We start from the raw sequence: 19330 nt of genomic DNA, 5'->3' as shown, positions 1-19330 counted from the left end.
TCCCCGGCGCGCGGATCAGCCCTTCAGAGCGGTGGCGACGGCCCGTCCGAGCGCCGTTCCGACCGGCGGGGGAGAGGCGTGGCCGATCTGCCGGTAGCGGGCGGTCTTCTTTCCCGCGAACCGCCACTCCTGGGGAAACGCCTGCAGAATCGCCGCCTGCGCGTCCGTGAGCTTGATCAACCCGGAGACGTCGTCGTTCGGGCCGGGAACCTCGTCGGCCACGGTTCCGCCGTTGACCCTCATCCGAGCCCATGCCTTCTTCGAACCCGTCGGCCCGAGGTCCGCGCCTCCCCGGTTGTCCGAGCCGCCCACCAGTGTCGGAGCGACGCTGATGGCCTGCGCCGCCCAGGCGTCGGCCCCCGGCCAACCGCGGGCGCCCACGGAGCTGCGAAGCGCCGGCCCCACCGGGAGATGCTCCGTGACCGTCGGAGCCGGAGGTACGAACGCGTCGAAGTACCGATCCTTCAGCGCGACAAGCACTCCCTGCTTGCGATCCTGCGGCACGCCGAAGTCCGCGGCGTTCAGGACGAACCAACGGAAGCGGTAGCCCAGGTGCTCGAGTTCCTTGCGGATGAAATCGCGGATGCTCTCGAACTTCGGGGAGTCGACCAGTCCCGGGACGTTCTCGATCACCAGCGCGCGCGGTTGGACGGCATGCGCCAGGAGGACCGAGGCCTCCAGCAGCCGCTGTTCCTCCTCCGTCTCGATCCTCGCCACCGTCGCGTTGGACTTCACCCGGGGAAGTCCGGCCGACAGGAGATCCACGTCGTAGGTCTGCCGGTGCTCGGCCGGGTCGAAGTCCAGGAGGTCCGCCTCCAGGACGTTCCACGTCGGTCGGTTCATCCGGAGCGTCTCGCAGGCGATCCGCTTCTTGTCCAGCAGGAGGACGGGCTCGAAGCCCGCCTTCTCGAAGCCCAGGGCCAGACCCCCGGCACCGGCGCACACATCGACGAACCTCAGCTTGTTCATGGGCCCCCGTCCTCGTTCGTTCGACGCTTGCCGTCGACGGCCGCCGCCACAAGCTCGGCGGCCCCCTCCGGCGCCTCGTGCTCCCAGAAGCGCAGCACGGTCCATCCTGCCGCAGCCAGATGCTCGGTCGTCTCCCGGTCCCTGGCCATGTTCCGGTCCAGCTTCTCCCGCCACCACTGGGCGTTCGCCTTCGGTTGCGTGGCGTGCACCGGGCAGCCGTGCCAGAAGCAACCGTCGATCATCACGGCGACCTTGGCCCGCGTGAAGGCGATGTCGATGGTGCGCCGGGGCATGTCCGGCACCCGGGTGTTCACCCGGAAGCGATAGCCCGCAGCGTGCAGCAACTTCCGCACCGCGACTTCGGGCTTGGTGTCGCGGCTCACCTGGCGGCTCATTCGGGCGGAGACGCCGGGGGACGAGGGTTCGACCGTGCTCATTGCCACCAGTCTCCTACGAACCGTCCGCCCCGCGTTCCACGATCGCGAAGTCTCCCCTGGTCGAATCGACGGTCCGAAAGCGCACCAGATTCTTCTTCGGGGCACTCGACGAACCGGGCGCGACCAGACCGAAGGCCATGACAAGGTGCTCCGGGGCTATCGCTCCGGTCGGGGACACGGGCGGGGGCTTTTCCTCCACCACGGGGTACAGGACGACCACGCCGCGCCGATCGCGCGCCAACGATTCCAGGGTGCCGTCACCCGACCGGTTTGTCGCGTCGCTCGCGCGGGCGATCCGGAGCGCGGCTCTGCGATGCTTCGGCTCGCCGATGGCGCCGAAGAGATCACCACGCCGCCGGGAGCGGTGGGCCAGCGAGAGAGGGGCGGACCCCAGGACGCTCGCCTCGACACGACGAGGAGATGTCTGCCGGGGTAGGACCACCAGCCAGTCGTCGATCCTCTCGCCGCCTTCACCGGCGGAGAGGAGCGACTCCAGATGGGGTGAGAACTGAGAGGGGACCGACCAACGCAGGTCACAGAGGATCTTGAGCAGCGTCTCGTGGTCGAGCGTGCCGACCTGTGCCTCGAAGCTGTCGCCGGCGGCTGCGTCGGGCAACAGGGTGACGGGGCCGTCGCCGAGCAGGTCCAGCACCGGCCGCCACACCTCCGCGTTGTGGCGCAGGTCCGCCGCGGCGGTCGGGTAGGCCGTCGGTTCGACCCACTCGCCCGGGGAGCGGATCTCCACCAGTTCGGCGTTGAACATCTTGTTGCGGGCGGAGGGCTTCAGCCAGGACAGGTGCTGGGAGACCAGGGGCGGGATCTGGGCCGGGGTCACCTGTGGCTTGCCGTCGACGAGGGCGGCGTAGCGGGTGAGCTGGGCGCGGAACGTCTCCTCGTCCCGGCAGATCGCCTCGAAGGCCTCGTACAGGTCGACCGTCCTGGTCCTGCCCACCGGCTCCGCACGGCCGATGTAGAGGCGTACCAGGTCGCGGTAGCCGGGGCGGAAGCCGAACCAGCGGCCCATCTGCATCAGGGTGTCGGCCTGCTGGGTCCTGCGGCGGTAGTACGTCACGGTCAGGCCCTCGACCGTGAAGCCGCGGGAGAGCTTGGTGCCGCCCACCAGGATCTTCCACACGTTCGGGGTGCGGTCGAAGTCGAGGTCGGGCTGCTCGTAGTCCTGTTCCTTGCTGCCGTTGACGACCAGGACCGGTGTCCCGCCCGAGTTGATCAGCTGGCGGGCCCGGGAGACGTGGGGCTTCAGGTCCGCGTACGCGGTGGGTGTGGGCAGGCCGTCGTCCGCGAAGCGCTGGAAGTCCGCGGCGAGGAGCGCGGCGAGGCGGTCGTGGCCCTCCTGGCTCGTGTAGGCCGCCTTCTCCCACAGGGAGCGGATCCGTCCGGCCAGGACGGCGTGCTCCTTCACCCCGACGGATTCGTGGACCAGCATGGTGTGGTGGCGGAAGGGGCCGTCGTCCACGTCGTGGGCCGCGCGGTACAGCTTCAGCGCGCCGGAGAGGACGAAGGCGTCGAGGGCCTCCGCGAGCCGGTCGCCGTGGGCGTCGTCGTAGATGCCGCGTACGTGTGCCCGCTCGGCGCTCCCGGCGGCCGACTCGTCGGTGCGGTCCAGGTCGTGGAAGTCCTGGACGCCCATGTAGCCCGTCGGGCGGGGCAGGGAGATCAGGAAGTCGCGCGGGAAGATGTCCTCGCCGTCGCCCGGGTCGACGAAGACGTTGGCGAACGGCGTCGCGGTGTAGCCCACGTACTGGGCGCGGGGGAGGAGCCCCAGCAGTTCGGAGATCTGGCGGTTGATCGCCGTACGGGTGACCTTGCCCTCCTCCCACTTCTTCGGGTCCGTCGTGTTGACGGACGCCTGGTCCGACTCGTCGTCGATGATCAGCGTCGGGATCTCGGAGAGCAGCGGGCCGCCGATCTTCCTGAGGTCCTTGATGAGCTTGCTCAGGACGGACTGGTTCTTCTTCACGACCATCATGCGGGCGGCGGCGCGGTGGAGGTTGTCCGGGACGTGCAGGGGCTGTGTGCGGACCTGCTTGTCGAATTCGAGGGCCCGGATCCCGGTGGCGAGGCTCTGGTAGTCGTCGTCCCGGGTGGTGAGGCGCTCGATGTCGAAGGCGCCGAGCGCGGACGGGCGGCCCCGGTGGCTCACGAACTTGGCCGGCCAGTCCTCGTCGTCCTGGTAGTCGACGCCGATCAGGGCTTCCGGGTCGTCGGGGTCCGCGCCGCGCAGGATGTTCTCCCGGCCGATCAGCTCCATGTCCAGGCGGCGCTGGGTCTGCCCGCGCAGCAGGTTCAGCGTGCCGCCGAGGACGATGACGAGGCGGTAGCCGGCGTCGATGGCCTTGGCCGTGACGCCGGTGAAGTTGGCGGTCTTGCCGGACTGGACGTAGCCGACGACCAGGCCCCGCGCACCGTAGGCGTCGGGGCGCATCGGGTCCGCGAGCCGCTCGACGACGGCGTGGCTCGCCTCGTCGAGGCCCGCCACGGCGGCGTCCGACCAGCCCTTGTCGCGCAGCAGTCGCTCGTACGCGGTCCAGTAGAAGGACCGGACCGCGGCCGTGTCGCGGGAGTACCACGATGTCGGCGTGGTGCTGATGACGGTGGGGCCGGGCTCCTTGAACACCGGGACCGCGTGGTCCAGCACCTTGCGCAGGCCGGCGCCGAAGCCGAGACGGTCGTACGCGTCCGCCCGCCGCTCGTCCGTACGGGGCGGGGCCGCCGACCAGTCCGCCTGCTCCGCGAGGTCCCACGCGGTGAGCGTCCGGTGCCACAGCGCGGTCAGCTCGTCGCCCGGGCCCGAGCTCGCGACACGGTCCCGGAACCTGGCCTGTTCCGAGTCGTCGGGCTCCACCTCGTCGGCGAGGGCGAAGGCGAGCCTGGCGAAGTCCCGGGGCCCGCGGCGCATCGCGGCGAGGACGTCGCCATGGAGGTGGAGCAGGTGGTCGGTCATGTGGCGGATCTCTTCTCCGGCGGGAGGGGTGTCGTGACGGGACGGGTCAGCGCGCGAGCTCGCAGCGCGCGGCCGTCACGAGGACGCTGTTCCACAGGGCGATGTTGTCGATGTGCGTGGCCCGGACCCGTTCCTTCTGGAAGATCTCGTTGACCATGAGGTACAGCATGCTTTTCACCACCGGGGCATCGTTGAGACCGCCCCGACGCCCGCCGTTGAAGACCTGGCGGTACTCCTTGTTGAGCTTCACCACCCTTTCCTCGCGGTCGAGTTCGAAGAACACGTCGGACGCCAGGCTGTCCCAGCGGAACGTGATCGGGTCCTCGCCCTCCAGCTCGGGCAGCTCGTCGCGCAACGTGCGCTTCAGCCGGGGGTCCAGGCCCTTGCCGGCGGGGAGGACCGCCTTGCGCTGGGGTTCGGTGGCACGCCGGGCCGCTTCCCGGTAGGTCGCCTCCGCCTCCTTGACGTAGGACGCGAAGTCGTTCCCCGCGCTGTCCCGCGCCTGTTCCAGGCCGCGGGCGAAGGCCGGGGTGACCGCGACGCCGTCCTTCTTGACCGTGAGGCTGAAGACGTCGTTCGCCTCGGCCGGCAGGTCGATGGCGATGCGGGCCAGCGCGAGGTGGCCCTCCGGGCTGCGGGTGCCGTTCCAGCCGCCCGCCTGGACGAGACGGTTGTTGCGGTAGATGTAGAACCCCTGGCGTTCGGCGAGCGGGCCGATTCCCCGGAAGCTCACCAGCGGGGACTTCGGCTGCCAGACGTGGGCGGTCAGCGCGACCTCGCCGACACCCTCCACCGGGGCCGTGTAGGTGCGCGGGAAGCCGGGCCGGCCGGAGATCCGGTAGCCGAACGGGTCGATCGGCTCGACGCCGCGGTGGTCGAGTTCCTCCCCCGTCGTCACGTCCTCGACGACGATGTCGACGTGGAAGCCGTCGCGGGCCAGGAAGCGGTGGAGGTGGAGACCGAGGTGGGTCTCCAGCTTCTCGATGGCGTCGTTCAGGAAGCGGTCGGCCTGGCCGGCGGTGATCGTCTCGAAGGCGCGGACCCGGTCCCAGCGGACGATCGTGCCGTGCCACTCGATCAGGCCGTCGTAGCGGTCGACGAGCGCCTGGCAGTAGCGGGGGTCCACGATGTCGCAGGTGAAGTCGGCGCGGGCGCTCGCGGTCAGCCAGCGGCGGCCGGTCGACGGGCTGCGCTTGGTGCGGCTGATCACGGTGAGGGAGTCGGCGTGCGAGAGCGAGGCGGCCTTGAGGCCGGCGCCGAAGTGACCGAGCGAGCCGTCCCCGTACTCCTGGCGTCCGCCGACCGTCATGGCGGTGTCGAGCGTCTCGTCGTTCATGCCGGAGCCATCGTCCACGACCAGCAGCCCCACGAGCCGCTGGTCGTCCCGGAGGAAGCTGATCACGACGTTACGGGCGCCCGCGTCGATGGAGTTGTCGACGAGGTCGGCGACGGCCGCCTCGAAGCCGTATCCCTGGTGTGTCAGCGACTCGACGTAACGCGCCGCGGGCGGCAGGCGCTTGCTTCCCGCGACCGGGATCTCGTACTGCCAGTCCGCGGAAGGCTGGTAGGGCGGCATGAAGACTTCCTCGCACACATGACGGGGCCCGTGTGGGGACGTCGGCCCTGAGTTGATCGTTGAAATGTGATCGTATGGGAAAGGTTGGGTGTACGAGGGCCATTGAGTGAATCGCCTGGTTCCGCGCCCGGCAGTCCCCCGTGAACGGCTCGTGGACCACACGCCGACGGCCGTGGCCCGGAACCCCGCACCCCTCGTGCGGGGTTCCGGGCCACGGTCGTCGGGATCGGGGTCACACCCCGTGGCACCGCCCGTAGGTCTCTCCGCTGCCGCACCAGCAGGCGGCTGTGCGCGACGGGGGCCAGGGGATGGCGCGGCCCCGGGCGGCCAGGGTGGTGGCGTACTGGGGGAGGAGGCCCGGGGCGGCCGGGGAAGCGGCTTCGGAGGCGGCGAACGCCTCGTACGAGGGGACCGTCCCCGTGACGATGCCCAGATTCGGGGTGCCCGCCGCGTGGAGGTCCCGGAGCGCGGCCTCCAGGCGGTCCAGGTGTGTGGCGCGGTCCACGTACTCCCCGGTCAACGCCGGGTACGCGGTGAGCAGTTCCCGCAGTTCGTCCGTGGGCCAGTGCAGGACGGCGACCGGGAACGGGCGGGAGAGCGCCGTACGGTAGGTCCCCAACTCGGCGCGGAGGCGGGTGATCTCGGCCTTCAGCTCGACCGGGTCCGATGAGCCCAGCGACCACAGGCGCTTCGGGTCGTGCAGTTCGTCCAGGGGGACCGGGGCCGTGTGCAGTTGGCCCGCCAGTTCGTCCCAGGCGTCGTGGTCCAGGCCCATCAGCCTGCGCACCCGGTGGCGGCCGGTCAGCAGGGACTGGACGGTGTACGGGACCTCCTCGCCGGGGGCCAGCAGCAGGGTCAGCGCGGTCGAGAGGAAGTCGTGCGCCTTCTCCAGCTCGTCGTGCGCCTCCAGGGTCTCCGCCGCCACCTGCCACGGCGCCGCGTCCAGCGGGCCCGCGGCACGGATGCCGTCGATGATCGCCCGGGCCTCGGCCTCGTGGCCGTACTCCCAGAGGTTGGCCGCCTTCAGGGCCTTGATCAGGTGCGGGTGGTCGACGGTGGCGTCGGGGGCGGCAAGGAGGTCGTCGTAGAGCGTGCTCGCGCGGGCGCGGTCGCCCGCGAGTTCCAGGTGGGCCGCGGCCTGGAGGATCAGCGGTTCGTGGTCCTCGGGGTACTGCGCCGCGGTGCGGAGCAGACGCTCGGCTTCGGTGGTGTGGTCGGCAGGCGTGTCGGGGCGCATGGACCACACGGTACTGCCGGTCGGTGACGGCGTGGAGGAGAGGGCGGGGGAGGAGAAGGGGGAGAAGTCTGGAGAGTTGTGAGGTTTGCCCCTACCGTGCGCGCCATGCCCGTACGACGCCGTGGGTCGTGGGTCGTGGGTCTTGAGCCGTGCCCGCACGGGCGGGCACGGCTCCGGTGTCCGTACGGCGTCCTACGCGCCGAGGCGGCGCGGACCGGGGGCGGATCGGTGCGGACCGGTGCCGCCGGTGCGGATCGGAGCGGGCCGGGGTCGGACCGGTGCGAACCGGGCGCGGACTGGACCGGGGGCGGATCGGGGCGGACTGGAGCGAACCGGCGCGGATGGGGAGCGGGCCGGGGGCGGATCGGGGCCGGAGCGGACCGGAGAGGTGACGTCGATGCTGCGGGACTGGGGAACTGTACGGGGCCGACGGGACTGGCGAGCTGTACGGGGCCGGCGGGGGCGGGGCCGCTCTGCCCGGCGGGTCCGGTCGGGACGGGGGATCCGGTGGGCCGGGGAGGCCCGGTGGCCCCGGTGGCCCCGAAGGTCCCGGGAGGCGCGGAAGGGGCGGTGGGCCCGGGAGGACCGGAAGGTCCTGGAGGCCCGGTGGGCCCGGTGGGCCGGGGAGGTTCCGAAGGTCCTGGGGGCCCGCGAGGTCCGGAGGGTCCGGGGGCGGTCGGCTGTGCGCGGCGGCGGGGGCGGTGCGCCGCGCCTCCTCGCCCGGGGGCTGTGGGGGGCGGCCGAGCTCGTCGTGACCCTCGGTGTCGTGCTCCTGCTCCTTGTCGCCCACCAGCTGTGGTGGACCAACCGCGAGGCACGCGCCGAGGCCGGGCGCACCGTGCGGAGCCTGGAGCGGGAGTGGGGCGAGCCCGGCGCGGCCGGGGATCCGGTGGTGGAGGGGAGCCCCCGGCCTCCGGCCCCCGACCGCGCGGGCGGGGCGGTCCCGGCCCCGTCTGCCGCCCCGGCGGCGTCCGGAGCCCCGGCCCGTTCCCGGTCCGCTCCCCGCTGGGACCAGGCGTACGCCGTGCTGCGCATCCCCCGGATCGGGCTCACCGCCCCCGTCGCCGAGGGCACCAGCAAGGGCGGGGTGCTCGACCGGGGGTACGTCGGGCACTACGCCCGCACCGCGCAGGCCGGGCAGGCCGGGAACTTCGCGCTCGCCGGGCACCGCAACACGCACGGCGAGCCCTTCCGGCGCATCGACCGGCTGCGCGCCGGTGACCGGATCACCGTCGAGACCCGGGACGCCGTCTACACGTACACCGTCGGCAAACGCCTCGCCCGGACCGCCCCTTCGGACAGCGGCGTCATCGCGCCCGTGCCGCGCAGCAACATCACCACCTCCGTCGGCTACAGCGCGCCCGGCTACTACCTGACGCTGACCACCTGCACCCCCGAGTTCAGCTCCCGCTACCGGCTCATCGTCTGGGGGAAGCTCACCTCGATGCGTCCGCGGTGACGGCGACGCCGGGCGGGCGGGCGGGAGTAGGGTCCCCGGGTGTTCGGAGTGATCAGACGACGCCCCCGGCTGCTGTGGCTGCTCGTCCCCCACGTCCTGTACCTCGGCGCGCTGCCGTTCGTGAACCGGGTCACCCCCCTCGTGTTCGGCGTGCCCTTCCTCTTCGTGTGGCTCCTCGGGGCGACCCTCCTCACGCCGGTCGCCGTGTGGCTCGCGCGGAGAGGGGACCTCCGGTGAACGCCGCCGTCGCCACCTCCGTCTTCGCCGTCTTCATGGTCGCCACCGTCGCCCTCGGCCTCCTCGCCCTGCGCGGGCGCGGCAAGGGCGGTGGGCTCGCCGAGTGGTCCGTGGGCGGGCGGAGTCTGGGGCCCGTCTTCATCTGGGTGCTGATGGCGGGCGAGGGCTACACCAGCTTCAGCTATCTGGGGGCCGCGGGCTGGGGCTACAACTACGGGGCACCGGTGCTGTACGTCGTCGCCTACATGTCGTGCGGTTACGCGATCGGGTACGTCGTCGGGCCGATGCTCTGGGCGTACGCCCGCCGGCACGGCCTCGTCGGGATCACCGACATGGTCGCCCACCGCTTCGGCCGGCCCTGGCTCGGTGCGGTGGTCGCGGTGCTGGCCACCGTCTTCCTGCTGCCCTACATCCAGCTCCAGATCACCGGCATGGGGGTGGTCCTCTCCGTCATCTCCTACGGGGCCGTCAGCCTGAACTGGGCCTACTTCGTCGCCTTCGCCGTCACCACCGGATTCGTCGTGGTCAGCGGGCTCCGCGGCAGCGCCTGGGTGTCCGTGCTGAAGGATGTCCTGGTCATCGCCACCCTCGGGTTCCTCGCGTTCTCCGTACCGCTGCACTACTTCGACGGGTACGGGCCCTTCCTCGACCGGCTCGTCACCGAGAAGGGCGAGTGGCTGACCCTCCCGGGACACGGGGGCGGGAGCGGGGACGGCGGCGGCAGCGGGTTCGGGGAGCTGTGGTTCATCAGCACCACGTTCCTGAACTCGCTGACCGTCGTCATCTTCCCGACCACCGTCGCCGGATACCTCGGGGCCCGCAGCGCCGACGCGCTGCGCCGCAACGCCGTGTACCTGCCCGCGTACAACGTCCTCCTCTTCGTGCCGATGCTGCTCGGCCTCGCCGCCCTGTTCGTGGTGCCGGGACTGACCGGGGCGGAGTCGAACCTCGCACTCTTCAAGCTGGTCGTCGACGCGCTGCCCGCCTGGGCCGTCGGCCTCGTCGGGGTCGCCGCGGCGCTCTCCTCCATCGTGCCCATGGCCGTCTTCATGCTGGTCATCGGGACGATGTGGGGGCGCAGCGTGCTGTCGCTCGTGCCGCGCTTCGCCGAGCGGCAGAAATCCGCCGCCCAGGTCGTCGTGGTCGTCGCCGGCTCGCTCGCGCTGCTCCTCACGTACACCGCCCCCAACACCCTCGTACGCCTCTCCCTCATCTCGTACGAGGGGATGGCGCAGCTCCTGCCGATGGTGCTGCTCGCCCTGGTCTGGCGGCGGCTCACCTTCCGGGGCGCGTTCAGCGGGCTGATCGTCGGCGTGGCGGTGGTCTGCGCCCTCGTCTTCACCGGGAACGACCCGGTGGGGGGTGTGAACGCCGGGCTCGTCGCGCTCGCCGCCAATCTGGCCGTCGCGCTCGCCGTCACCCTCGCCGGGCCCCGCGACGCGGACCCCCGGCCCGACGCGGAGGTGCTGGCCCACGACCCGGTGGGGGAGGAGGACGAGTCCCTCGACGTCGCCCGGGCCGCCCGGTGCGCATCCGATCATCGTGTATAACGAAGGGAGTGCCGTACGCGTCCTCGTACGGCGGCATCGAGCCCCGGGAAGGGCAGGAGGTGGTCAGCGTGCGGGACGCCAACGCCCTGCGCCGCGCCTTCGCCCGGCTGCTCCGGCCCGCCGGACTCCTCGTCCTCTTCCTCACCGAGGTGCTCCTCGCCGAGGGCGGCAGCCTCTCCGCGGCCGTCGCGCTCGCCGCCACCGCCGCCGCCGGATCCGCGCTCCTGGCCTGCTCCGTCATCAGCGCCCGCTGCGCGTCCCCGGTGCCCCGCACCCGGGTCCGTACGGCGATCAGGGACCGGGAGAAGCGCACCGCGTTCCTCCCGCAACGCGACCCCGACGCCCGGGGCCGCACACGTCCCCGGGCACCCGGGCACGCCCTCCTGACGGCCGCCGCGTAGCGAACCGCCGCACCTCTCCCGCACGTTCCTCGTACGTAACCCCTCGCGTCTCCCGCGTCTCGCGTGTCCTGCGCGTCTTCGGCGTACGTACGTCGTCCCGTACGGGCGGTGCCCCCCCGCGCCGGTCGTCATGCCGAGTGATCACCCCGTACCTCCTCGCAGGTACCTCCCGGCACGACGAGACCCCCGGAGGGCTCACCCATGTCCGCCTTCATGTCCGCTTTCGCGAGCCTGGTCGGCTCCCTCGCCGACCTGCTCCAGCCGTTCTTCCAGACCGCGTCCACCGCCGCCGCGATCGTCCTGTTCACCGCGCTCGTCCGGCTGGCCGTCCACCCCCTGTCGCGGGCCGCCGCACGCGGGCAGAAGGCCCGCAGCCGGCTCCAGCCGCAGATCGCCGAACTCCGCAAGAAGCACGGCAAGAACCCGGAGAAGATGCAGAAGGCGATCATGGAGCTGCACGCCGCCGAGAAGGTGTCGCCGCTCTCCGGCTGCCTGCCGAGCCTGCTCCAGATGCCCGCGTTCTTCCTGCTCTACCACCTGTTCTCCAGCGGCTCCATCGGCGGCGAGCCGAACGCCCTGCTCAGCCACGACCTGCTCGGCGCCCCGCTCGGCGGGCGCTGGCACGACGCGCTCGGGAACGGCGGGATGTTCGGTGCGCAGGGATGGGTCTACCTGGGCCTCTTCGCGATCGTCACCGCCGTCGCCACGTTCAACTACGGGCGCACCAAGCGGCAACTGGCCGCCAACCCGATGACGCCCGCCGCCGGACCGGACGGACAGGCCGTGCCCGGGATGGGCGCGATGGCGAAGGTGATGCCGCTGATGTCGTTCTTCACGCTGATCACCGTGGCCGTCGTGCCGCTGGCCGCCGCCCTGTACGTCGTCACCACGACCACCTGGACCGCCGTCGAGCGGGCCTGGCTCTACCGGGACATGCCGGTCGCCGGCAGCGCCGTGGCCACGGCGGCGTAAGCGGCCCGCCCGCCGCACCGGTCCAGTGTGTGAACGAGGTCTTGCGGAGTGATCGCATCTCTTGGACGATCGGCCAAGTCCTCCGTCGGCCGCACCCCGCCGGAGGGCCGCCACCTCGACCAAGAGGAGTTGGACCGTTGAAGCTGCTTCGAGTCGGTACGGCGGGCGCCGAGCGCCCCGCACTTCTCGACCGCGACGGGACGCTGCGTGATCTGTCGGGGATCGTCCCCGACATCGACGGCGAGCTGCTCGCCGACGCCTCCGCGCTCGCCCGGGTACGGGCCGCCGCCGGGGCGCCCGGGGTGCTGCCCGCCCTGGACGCGACGGGGCTGCGGATCGGCCCGCCGCTGGGGCGCATCGGCAAGATCGTGTGCATCGGGCTGAACTACCACGACCACGCCGCCGAGACGGGTGCGGAGATCCCGGCGGAGCCGATCCTGTTCTTCAAGGCCCCGGACACCGTCGTCGGGCCCCACGACACGGTCCTGGTGCCGCGCGGCAGCCGCAAGACCGACTGGGAGGTCGAGCTGGCCGTCGTCATCGGACGCACCGCCCGCTACCTGGAGACGGCCGAGGAGGGACTCGCGCACGTCGCCGGGTACGCGACGGCGCACGACGTCTCGGAGCGCGAGTTCCAGATCGAGCGCGGCGGCACCTGGGACAAGGGCAAGAACTGCGAGACGTTCAACCCGCTGGGGCCCTGGCTGGTCACCGCCGACGAGGTGCCCGACCCGCAGGACCTGTCGCTGCGCCTCTGGGTCAACGGCGAGCTGAGGCAGGACGGCACCACGGCCGAGCAGATCTTCCCGGTCGGCGAGGTCGTCCGCTACCTCAGCCACTTCATGACGCTCTACCCGGGCGACGTGATCAACACCGGTACGCCCGCCGGGGTCGCGATGGGGCAGCCCGAGCCGAAGCCGTACCTGAGGGCGGGCGATGTGGTGGACCTGGAGGTGGCGGGGCTCGGCCGGCAGCGGCAGGAGCTCAAGGGGGCGTAGCCCCTCACGGACGACGGGGAGGGGGCGCAGGCGTCGCCGTACGCGGCAGAGGGGCGCCCCCTGCGCGCGGCGCCCCCTCCCCGTGGGGTCAGGCCCCCTGTGTCGCCGCGAACCGCTCCAGCGCCTCGACCACCATCGCGTGGTCCTCGGCCTGCGGCAGCCCGGAGACCGTGACCGTGCCGATGACGCCCGCGCTCTCCACCGCGACCGGGAACGACCCGCCATGGGCCGCGTACGTGTCCGGGTCCAGGCGCGAGGACTCCTCGAACGTGGTGCCCTTCGCCCGGAACCGGGTGCCCACCAGGTACGAGCTCTCGGCGTACCGCTCGACGACCCTGCGCTTGCGGTCGATCCACGCGTCGTTGTCCGCGCTCGAACCCGGCAGCGCGGCGTGGAAGAGTTGCTGCGCGCCGCGCCGGATGTCGATCGCGACCGGTGCGCGCCGCTCCCGGGCCAGCTCGACCAGCAGGCCGCCGAGCGCCAACGCGTCGTCGTGGGAGAAGCGCGGCAGGGTGAGCCGGCGTTCCTGGTCGATCAGCTCGGAGAGGGTGGGGGAGGTGGTGGTCATGCGCGCCGCTCCTCTGCGTCGTGGCGGGGGAGAAGGGTGACCGGGACGCCCTCGCGCGCCGAGCGGCGCGCGGCCTCCAGGACGTCGAGGGCGGAGGCCGCCTGCGACGCGGTGACCGGGTTGTCGCCGGTGCCGCGCACCGCCGCGGCGACGGCTGCGTAGTACGCGGGGTAGTCGCCGGGCAGCGTGCGGACCGGGGCGCCGCCGCCGGTCAGCGGGGACTCGCCGGAGCCGAGCCGGCCCCACAGCTCCGCGTCCTCCTCGCCCCACGGCTCACCGGCCGCCGGGCGCAGGCCCGCGCGCAGGGCCGCCTCCTGCGGGTCCAGGCCGTACTTCACATAGCCCGCCTTCGAGCCCAGGACCCGGAAGCGCGGGCCGAGCTGGGCCGTGGTGGCGCTCGCGTACAGGTGCGAGCGGACCCCGTTCTCATGCGTGATCGCGATGAACGTGTCGTCGTCCGCCGCCGCGCCGGGACGTCGTACGTCGGACTCTGCGTACACCTGGACGGCCGGGCCGAACAGCACGAGCGCCTGGTCGACGACATGGCTGCCCAGATCGTACAGCAGACCGCCGATCTCCTCCGGGTCGCCCGACTCGCGCCAGCCGCCCTTGGGCTGGGGCCGCCAGCGCTCGAAGCGGGACTCGAAGCGCTGCACCTCGCCCAGTTCGCCGTCGGCGATCAGCCCGGCGAGCGTGCGGAAGTCGTTGTCCCAGCGGCGGTTCTGGAAGACCGAGAGCAGCAGCCCCCGCGCGTCGGCGAGCGCCGCGAGCTCGCGCGCCTCGGCGGCCGTCCCGGCGACCGGCTTGTCCACGACCACCGGCAGCCCGGCCTTCAGCGCGGCCGTCGCCAGCGGGACATGCGTCCTGTTCGGGGTGGCGATGACGACGAGGTCCAGCTCGTCGGCGCGCTCCCACAACTCGTCCGGCGCGGCGGCGAGGCGGACGCCGGGGAACGCGGCGAGGGCCTCGGTCCGACGCTCCTCGTTCGACGTGACGACCGTGTCGAGGACCAGCCCGTCGGTCGCGGAGACCAGCGGGGCGTGGAAGACGGAGCCGGCCAGGCCGTATCCGACGAGGGCGACGCGCAGAGGGGTTCCCGGGGCGTCGGGGGCGTTGGAGGTCATGCGTTCCACTTAAGCAACGCTGTTGCCAAAGTGCAAGCGACCGGCACAATGGGGCGGTGAAGAGGAGCGAACCGTGAACGGGAGCCGCACGAAGACCCAGGCCGGGGCGAATCTGCCGGCCCTGCGCCACCACAACGCCGCCCTGGTCCTGGACCTGCTGCGGGCCGCCGGGGCGGAGGGCATCAGCAGGCTGGAGCTGGCCGAGGGCACCGGCCTCACCCCGCAGGCCGTCAGCAAGATCACCGCCCGGCTGCGGGAGGACGGGCTCGCCGCCGGGGCGGGCCTGCGCCCCTCCACCGGCGGCAAGCCGCGCACCGTGCTGCGGCTCGTCCCCGACGCACAGTTCGCCGTCGGGCTGCACCTGGACCGCGACGGGCTCACCGCTGTGCTGGTCGACCTCGCGGGCCGCCCGGTCGCGGTCACCCGCGCGCCGCTCGACCTCGGCGCTCCGGCCGACCGGGTCCTCGCCGACGCGGCGGACGCGGTACGGGACCTGTGCGCGGCCGAACCGCACAAGCCGGTGCTCGGCGTCGGCGTCGCGGTGCCCGGCCCGCTGGACCACCGGGACGGCGTGCTGCGCCGGGTCACCGGATTCCCGCAGTGGGACGGGTACCCCCTGCGCGCCGCCCTGGCCGAACGGACCGGGCTGCCGGTGACGCTGGACAAGGACACCAACGCCGCCGCGCTCGCGGTGGCCCTGGCGCTCGACGAGCCGCGCGGCGACTTCGCCTACCTCCACCTCGGTACGGGGCTCGGCGCGGGCCTGGTCCTCGGCGGCGAGGTGCACCGGGGCGCGCGCACCGGGGCGGGCGAATTCGGCCACCAGACCCTCCAGTTGGACGGCCCGCTCTGCGGCTGCGGCGGACGCGGCTGCATCGAGGCGCTGTGCCTGGCCGCCGAGGCGCGCGGCGACCGGGCGGAGGCCGCCCGGGTCCTGGGCGCGGGCGCGGCGAACCTGGTCGGCCTGCTCGGCATCGACCGGGTGGTCCTGGGCGGCAGGACGGTGGCCGCCGACGAGGACGCGTACGTACGGGGCGTCCGGGCCGTGATCGAGGAGCGGGCCGCGCGGGGCGGGGCGGGCACGGGCGTGACCGTCACGGTCGCCCGGGGCGGCGACCGGCCGGTCGCGGAGGGCGCGGCGCACCTGGTGCTCGCGCCGGTGTTCGGACGGGTGGGGGAGCGGGTCGGCGGGGCGAGGGGCTGAGCGCACGGCGGGGCGAAGGCGCTGAGGGTGCGGCGGGGCGAGGGGGATGCGTGGTCGGCGCGGGGGAGGGGGCGAGCACGCGGGCGTGGCGGGCATCAGGGGGAAAGCAGTCGGGTGATCCTATGAATCAAGTCGGCATGTCGACTCTCTGAGTCCGCGCGCGCGTGGTGGTGTCGGAGGCCACCACCGAGGCCCCCGCCCCGGTCGTCCGCGAGCAGTGAAGGGTGACCCGCCATGCCCCCCACCCCCTGCGCACGGCTGCGTGACGCCCGTGCGCGCGCCGCCCTCGGGCTGGCCGCCGGGATCACGGTGCCCGCCGCGCTCCTGGGCGGCCCGCCGGCCGCCGCCCAGGCGCCCGCGCCCGCCTCCCTGACCGCCGATCAGCAGCCCGTCTGCGGCGACCCGGAGGCCAAGGACTTCCCCATCGAGACCCGGATCCGGCGTGCCCCGGACGGATACGCCTCCGGCGGCGGCTACGGCACCTGGTTCCTCGACCTCACCAACACCACCGACACCTCCTGCCGGGCCCTGCACCCGGTCCTCGTCCTCACCGATCGCGACCGCAGGCTGACGTCCGACCAGATCCAGCTGGAGTTCTCCGAGCCCGGCCGCCCCGGCATCGAACACCGGGTCACCTGGGAGGCCACCGACCGCGACGAGCAGATCGGCGTCTTCGGCGGCGACCGGGACGGCGACCGGGAGAGGGCGCGGGGCGGCGAAGAAGGCGGGGCGGGCACGTCGCGTGGTACGGACGCGAGCAGAGGCCCGAGCGCCGATGCCGGCGGCTCCGACGGCGACGGCTCCGGTGACGCGTTCCTCGGATTCACCGTTCCCGCCGGTGCGACCGTCTCGGTGCGCGTCCGGATGGCGTTCACCTCCGACGCCGCCCCCGGCCCGGTCACGGCCCGTGCCGCCGTCGTCCAGCGCCGCCACCAGGACAAGGCCAAGGGCGGCGGGCGCGAGGACGGTGAATGGGTCGGGGAGTCGGAGGACTACCCCTTCGTGATCACCGACGGCACCACGGGCGACATCCGTGAACCGGAACAGCCCCGGTCCGAGCACCCGCGGCCGGAGACCTCTCGGCCGGAGACTCCCCGGTCGGAACGCCCCGATGCAGAGCGTCCCGATGCAGAGCGTCCCGATCCAGAACGTTCCGATCCGCCGCGCGCCGATCCGGAACTCGCCCGCCCCGAGCCCACCGGCCCGGGCGACGGCACCCGCACCGACCCCGGCGCCGATGCCCGCGCCGACCCCGGCACCGGAGCGGACCCGTCCCCGGACCGCGCCCCCGGCTCCCGGCCGCCGACCCGCCCCGGGACCGGGGAAGAGGCCGGGGGCGCCGACGAGGACCGCCCCGGACTCCCGCCCCGCGACGGCCCGGTCCGCCCGCTCCCCGAACTCGCCCGCACCGGACCGCAGTCACCGGCCCGGACCGGGGCCGCCGCCGGGGCGCTCCTGCTCGGCGGGGCCGCTCTGGTGGCGGTTGCCCGCCGGGCCCGCCGCACCGCGGACTGACCGGCCGTGGCGGAGCCCGTACCGCCGTCCGTTCACCCGGGTCTGCGACCATCGGGCCGTGGACTACCCGAACGACCAGGCACCTGGCGCACCGATCCGCTCCGGCATCCCCGAGCACGGCCGCATCCCGAAGTACTACGCGGTCAAGGCCCGTATCGCGGTGCTGCTGGACGAGTTGGGCGAGGGCGGGCTCCTGCCCACCGAACGGGAGCTCGCCCAGCGGCACGGGGTCGCGCGCGAGACCGTCCGCCAGGCCCTGCGCGAACTCCTCCTCGAAGGGCGGCTGCGCCGGCAGGGGCGCGGCACCGTCGTCGCCGGGCCCAAGCTGGAGCAGCCGCTCTCCCTGGCCAGCTACACCGAGGGGGTCCGCCGCCAGGGCCGCCGGCCCGGCCGCCACCTCATCGGCCTGGACCGCTTCCCCTGCCCCGAGGCGCTCGCCGCCGAGATAGCGGTCGAGCGGGGCGAGCCGGTCTGGCACCTGGAGCGGGTGCTGCTCGCCGACGACGAACGGGTCGGGCTGGAGAGCACGTACGTCGGTGTCGACCGGGTCCCGGACCTGGACACGGAGTTCGACCCGGACTCCTCCTTCTACGCCTACCTCCGCGACCGCCTCCGGATCGCCTTCGGCGACGCCGACGAGCGGATCGAGACCGTCCTCGCGACCCCTCGCGAAGCCCTGCTCATCGGGACCCCGCCCGCCTTGCCGATGCTCCTGATCCACCGGCTCTCCCGGGACGCCGAGGGCCGGCCGCTGGAGCGCGTGCGGACGCTGTTCCGGGGCGACCGCTTCTCCTTCTCCACCCGTCTGCGGGGCGAGGAGCGGAGCTGAGGGGCGGGGCGCGCAGCCGTGAGGGGGCGTGGTCCGGTTCACCGTACGAACGACCCCTGAATATCACGAGAAGGTAACGGGTCTGGTCCAAACTTGCGGGGTCGTTCACCGTCCCGTCGGTGAACGGACGCGTGCGGGACACCCCTCCCGAGGAGCGTGGCCGTCGTGAGAGTCATCGTCGTAGGAGCCGGCGTGGTGGGAACCATGCACGCCTGGCACGCAGTCAGTCGCGGCCACGAGGTCGTCCAGATCGAGCGCGAGAGCGAGGCGCGCGGGGCATCGCTCCGCAATTTCGGACAGATATGGGTCAGCGGGCGGGCCGGCGGCGAGGAGCTGGAGACCGCCCTGCGCGCCCGCGAGCTGTGGGAGGGCATCGGCGAGCGGGTGCCCCGACTCGGCTTCCGGGCCTGCGGCTCGCTCACCCCGCTGCGCACCGCACGCGAGGTCGCCGTCGCCGAGGCGGCGCTCGCCCGGCCCGACGCGTCGGCGCGCGGCTACCAGCTGCTCACCGCCGACGAGGCGCGGGCCCTCAACCCCGCCCTGCGCGGCGCCTTCACCTGCGCCCTGTGGTGCGAGCGGGACGCGGCGGTCGAACCCCGCACCGCCCAACTCGCTCTGAAGGAGCACCTGCTGGCCTCCGGCCGGTACACCTTCCTCGGCGGCCGAGAGGTGCGTGACGTCGTCGGGACCGCCTCCGTGCGCGATGACCACGGCGACGTCCACACCGGTGACGCCGTGATCCTCGCGACCGGCGCCTGGCTCGGCGGGCTGGTCCGGGAACTCGCCGGGCCCGAGCTGCCGGTGCGCCGCGTCCGCCTCCAGATGATGCAGACCGACCCGCTCGGCGAACCGCTTACCACCTCTGTCGCCGACGCCGACAGCTTCCGCTACTACCCCGCCTACCGGGGTGAGGCGCTCGACGCCCTCAACGCCGGACAGGCCCAGGACCCGGTCGCCGCCGAGCACCGCATGCAGCTGCTCATGGTGCAGCGCCGCGACGGCGGACTGACGATCGGCGACACCCACGAGTACGAGCACCCCTTCGCCTTCGACACCGTCGAGGAGCCCTACGAGCACCTCACCCGGGTCGTCGAGACCTTCCTGGGCCGACCGCTGCCGCGCGTCCGCCACCGCTGGGCGGGCGTCTACGCCCAGTGCACCGACACCTCACGCGTCGTCCACCGGCAGCAGGTGTCCGACGGGGTCTGGCTCGTCACCGGGCCCGGCGGGCGCGGCATGACGTGCTCGCCCGCCATCGCCGAAACGACCGCCGACCGACTGGGCTGGTGAAC

General features: G+C 73.1%; 17 protein-coding genes. 10 read left to right on the top strand and 7 right to left on the bottom strand.

Features of this window, described 5'->3' with window-relative positions; translation table 11 throughout:
- Positions 1-15: 15 nt before the first annotated feature.
- The 5 genes from DTB53_RS13110 to DTB53_RS13090 all read right to left on the bottom strand — a co-directional run bounded on the left by DTB53_RS13110 (position 16) and on the right by DTB53_RS13090 (position 7181).
- Complete coding sequence (locus tag DTB53_RS13110) at positions 16-969, bottom strand: DNA cytosine methyltransferase (protein WP_012380782.1); 954 nt, start codon at positions 967-969, stop codon at positions 16-18.
- Positions 966-1406, bottom strand: coding sequence for a very short patch repair endonuclease (locus DTB53_RS13105; RefSeq protein WP_030701696.1), 441 nt, complete (start codon positions 1404-1406; stop codon positions 966-968). Before DTB53_RS13105 ends, DTB53_RS13110 begins: the two co-directional genes overlap by 4 nt.
- A gap of 13 nt (positions 1407-1419) precedes the next feature.
- On the bottom strand, positions 1420-4368 hold the full coding sequence (locus tag DTB53_RS13100; RefSeq protein WP_012380784.1) for a Z1 domain-containing protein: 2949 nt from the start codon (positions 4366-4368) through the stop codon (positions 1420-1422).
- Between the two features lie 46 nt (positions 4369-4414).
- On the bottom strand, positions 4415-5944 hold the full coding sequence (locus tag DTB53_RS13095; RefSeq protein ID WP_012380785.1) for an ATP-binding protein: 1530 nt from the start codon (positions 5942-5944) through the stop codon (positions 4415-4417).
- 232 nt (positions 5945-6176) lie between these two features.
- Positions 6177-7181: an SEC-C domain-containing protein gene (locus DTB53_RS13090; RefSeq protein WP_012380786.1), complete on the bottom strand. Its 1005-nt coding sequence runs from the start codon at positions 7179-7181 to the stop codon at positions 6177-6179.
- A 682-nt stretch (positions 7182-7863) separates the two neighbouring features.
- On the opposite strand from DTB53_RS13090, the gene DTB53_RS13080 reads away from it, so the two are divergent.
- The 6 genes from DTB53_RS13080 to DTB53_RS13055 all read left to right on the top strand — a co-directional run bounded on the left by DTB53_RS13080 (position 7864) and on the right by DTB53_RS13055 (position 12798).
- Entirely contained in the window at positions 7864-8640 is a 777-nt protein-coding gene (locus DTB53_RS13080; protein ID WP_030701702.1) for a class E sortase, read from the top strand.
- Between the two features lie 39 nt (positions 8641-8679).
- Complete coding sequence (locus DTB53_RS13075; protein WP_012380788.1) at positions 8680-8877, top strand: DUF3311 domain-containing protein; 198 nt, start codon at positions 8680-8682, stop codon at positions 8875-8877.
- Complete coding sequence (locus DTB53_RS13070; RefSeq protein ID WP_012380789.1) at positions 8874-10427, top strand: sodium:solute symporter family protein; 1554 nt, start codon at positions 8874-8876, stop codon at positions 10425-10427. Before DTB53_RS13075 ends, DTB53_RS13070 begins: the two co-directional genes overlap by 4 nt.
- 68 nt (positions 10428-10495) lie before the next feature.
- Positions 10496-10828: a DUF6412 domain-containing protein gene (locus DTB53_RS13065; protein WP_003968911.1), complete on the top strand. Its 333-nt coding sequence runs from the start codon at positions 10496-10498 to the stop codon at positions 10826-10828.
- 201 nt (positions 10829-11029) lie between these two features.
- Positions 11030-11800 carry a YidC/Oxa1 family membrane protein insertase gene (locus DTB53_RS13060; protein WP_012380791.1) on the top strand — a complete coding sequence of 257 codons (771 nt, stop codon included), beginning with the start codon at positions 11030-11032 and terminating at the stop codon, positions 11798-11800.
- A gap of 137 nt (positions 11801-11937) precedes the next feature.
- Positions 11938-12798 carry a fumarylacetoacetate hydrolase family protein gene (locus tag DTB53_RS13055; RefSeq protein ID WP_012380792.1) on the top strand — a complete coding sequence of 287 codons (861 nt, stop codon included), beginning with the start codon at positions 11938-11940 and terminating at the stop codon, positions 12796-12798.
- A gap of 88 nt (positions 12799-12886) precedes the next feature.
- Here the strand turns inward: DTB53_RS13055 and DTB53_RS13050 are convergent, their stop codons facing one another.
- Both DTB53_RS13050 and DTB53_RS13045 read right to left on the bottom strand, forming a co-directional pair.
- Positions 12887-13366 carry a heme-degrading domain-containing protein gene (locus DTB53_RS13050; RefSeq protein ID WP_012380793.1) on the bottom strand — a complete coding sequence of 160 codons (480 nt, stop codon included), beginning with the start codon at positions 13364-13366 and terminating at the stop codon, positions 12887-12889.
- Entirely contained in the window at positions 13363-14490 is a 1128-nt protein-coding gene (locus tag DTB53_RS13045) for a Gfo/Idh/MocA family oxidoreductase (RefSeq protein ID WP_012380794.1), read from the bottom strand. Before DTB53_RS13045 ends, DTB53_RS13050 begins: the two co-directional genes overlap by 4 nt.
- A 73-nt stretch (positions 14491-14563) precedes the next feature.
- Here DTB53_RS13045 and DTB53_RS13040 point away from each other — a divergent pair, with 73 nt between their 5' ends.
- From DTB53_RS13040 to DTB53_RS13025, 4 genes are all read left to right on the top strand, one after another.
- Entirely contained in the window at positions 14564-15694 is a 1131-nt protein-coding gene (locus tag DTB53_RS13040; protein ID WP_012380795.1) for an ROK family transcriptional regulator, read from the top strand.
- Positions 15695-15928: 234 nt separating this feature from the next.
- Positions 15929-17209, top strand: a complete 1281-nt coding sequence (locus DTB53_RS13035) for a hypothetical protein (RefSeq protein WP_012380796.1) — start codon at positions 15929-15931, stop codon at positions 17207-17209.
- A gap of 58 nt (positions 17210-17267) precedes the next feature.
- The gene (locus DTB53_RS13030; protein ID WP_003968923.1) at positions 17268-18038 is read left to right on the top strand and encodes a GntR family transcriptional regulator; all 771 of its coding nucleotides are present in this window, start codon (positions 17268-17270) and stop codon (positions 18036-18038) included.
- A 165-nt stretch (positions 18039-18203) separates the two neighbouring features.
- The gene (locus DTB53_RS13025) at positions 18204-19328 is read left to right on the top strand and encodes a TIGR03364 family FAD-dependent oxidoreductase (protein WP_042498737.1); all 1125 of its coding nucleotides are present in this window, start codon (positions 18204-18206) and stop codon (positions 19326-19328) included.
- The last annotated feature ends 2 nt before the right edge of the window (positions 19329-19330 follow it).

The organism is Streptomyces griseus, from assembly GCF_900460065.1.
In the GTDB taxonomy this organism is placed as follows: domain Bacteria; phylum Actinomycetota; class Actinomycetes; order Streptomycetales; family Streptomycetaceae; genus Streptomyces; species Streptomyces griseus.
This window is presented reverse-complemented; position numbering and strand designations above follow the sequence as displayed.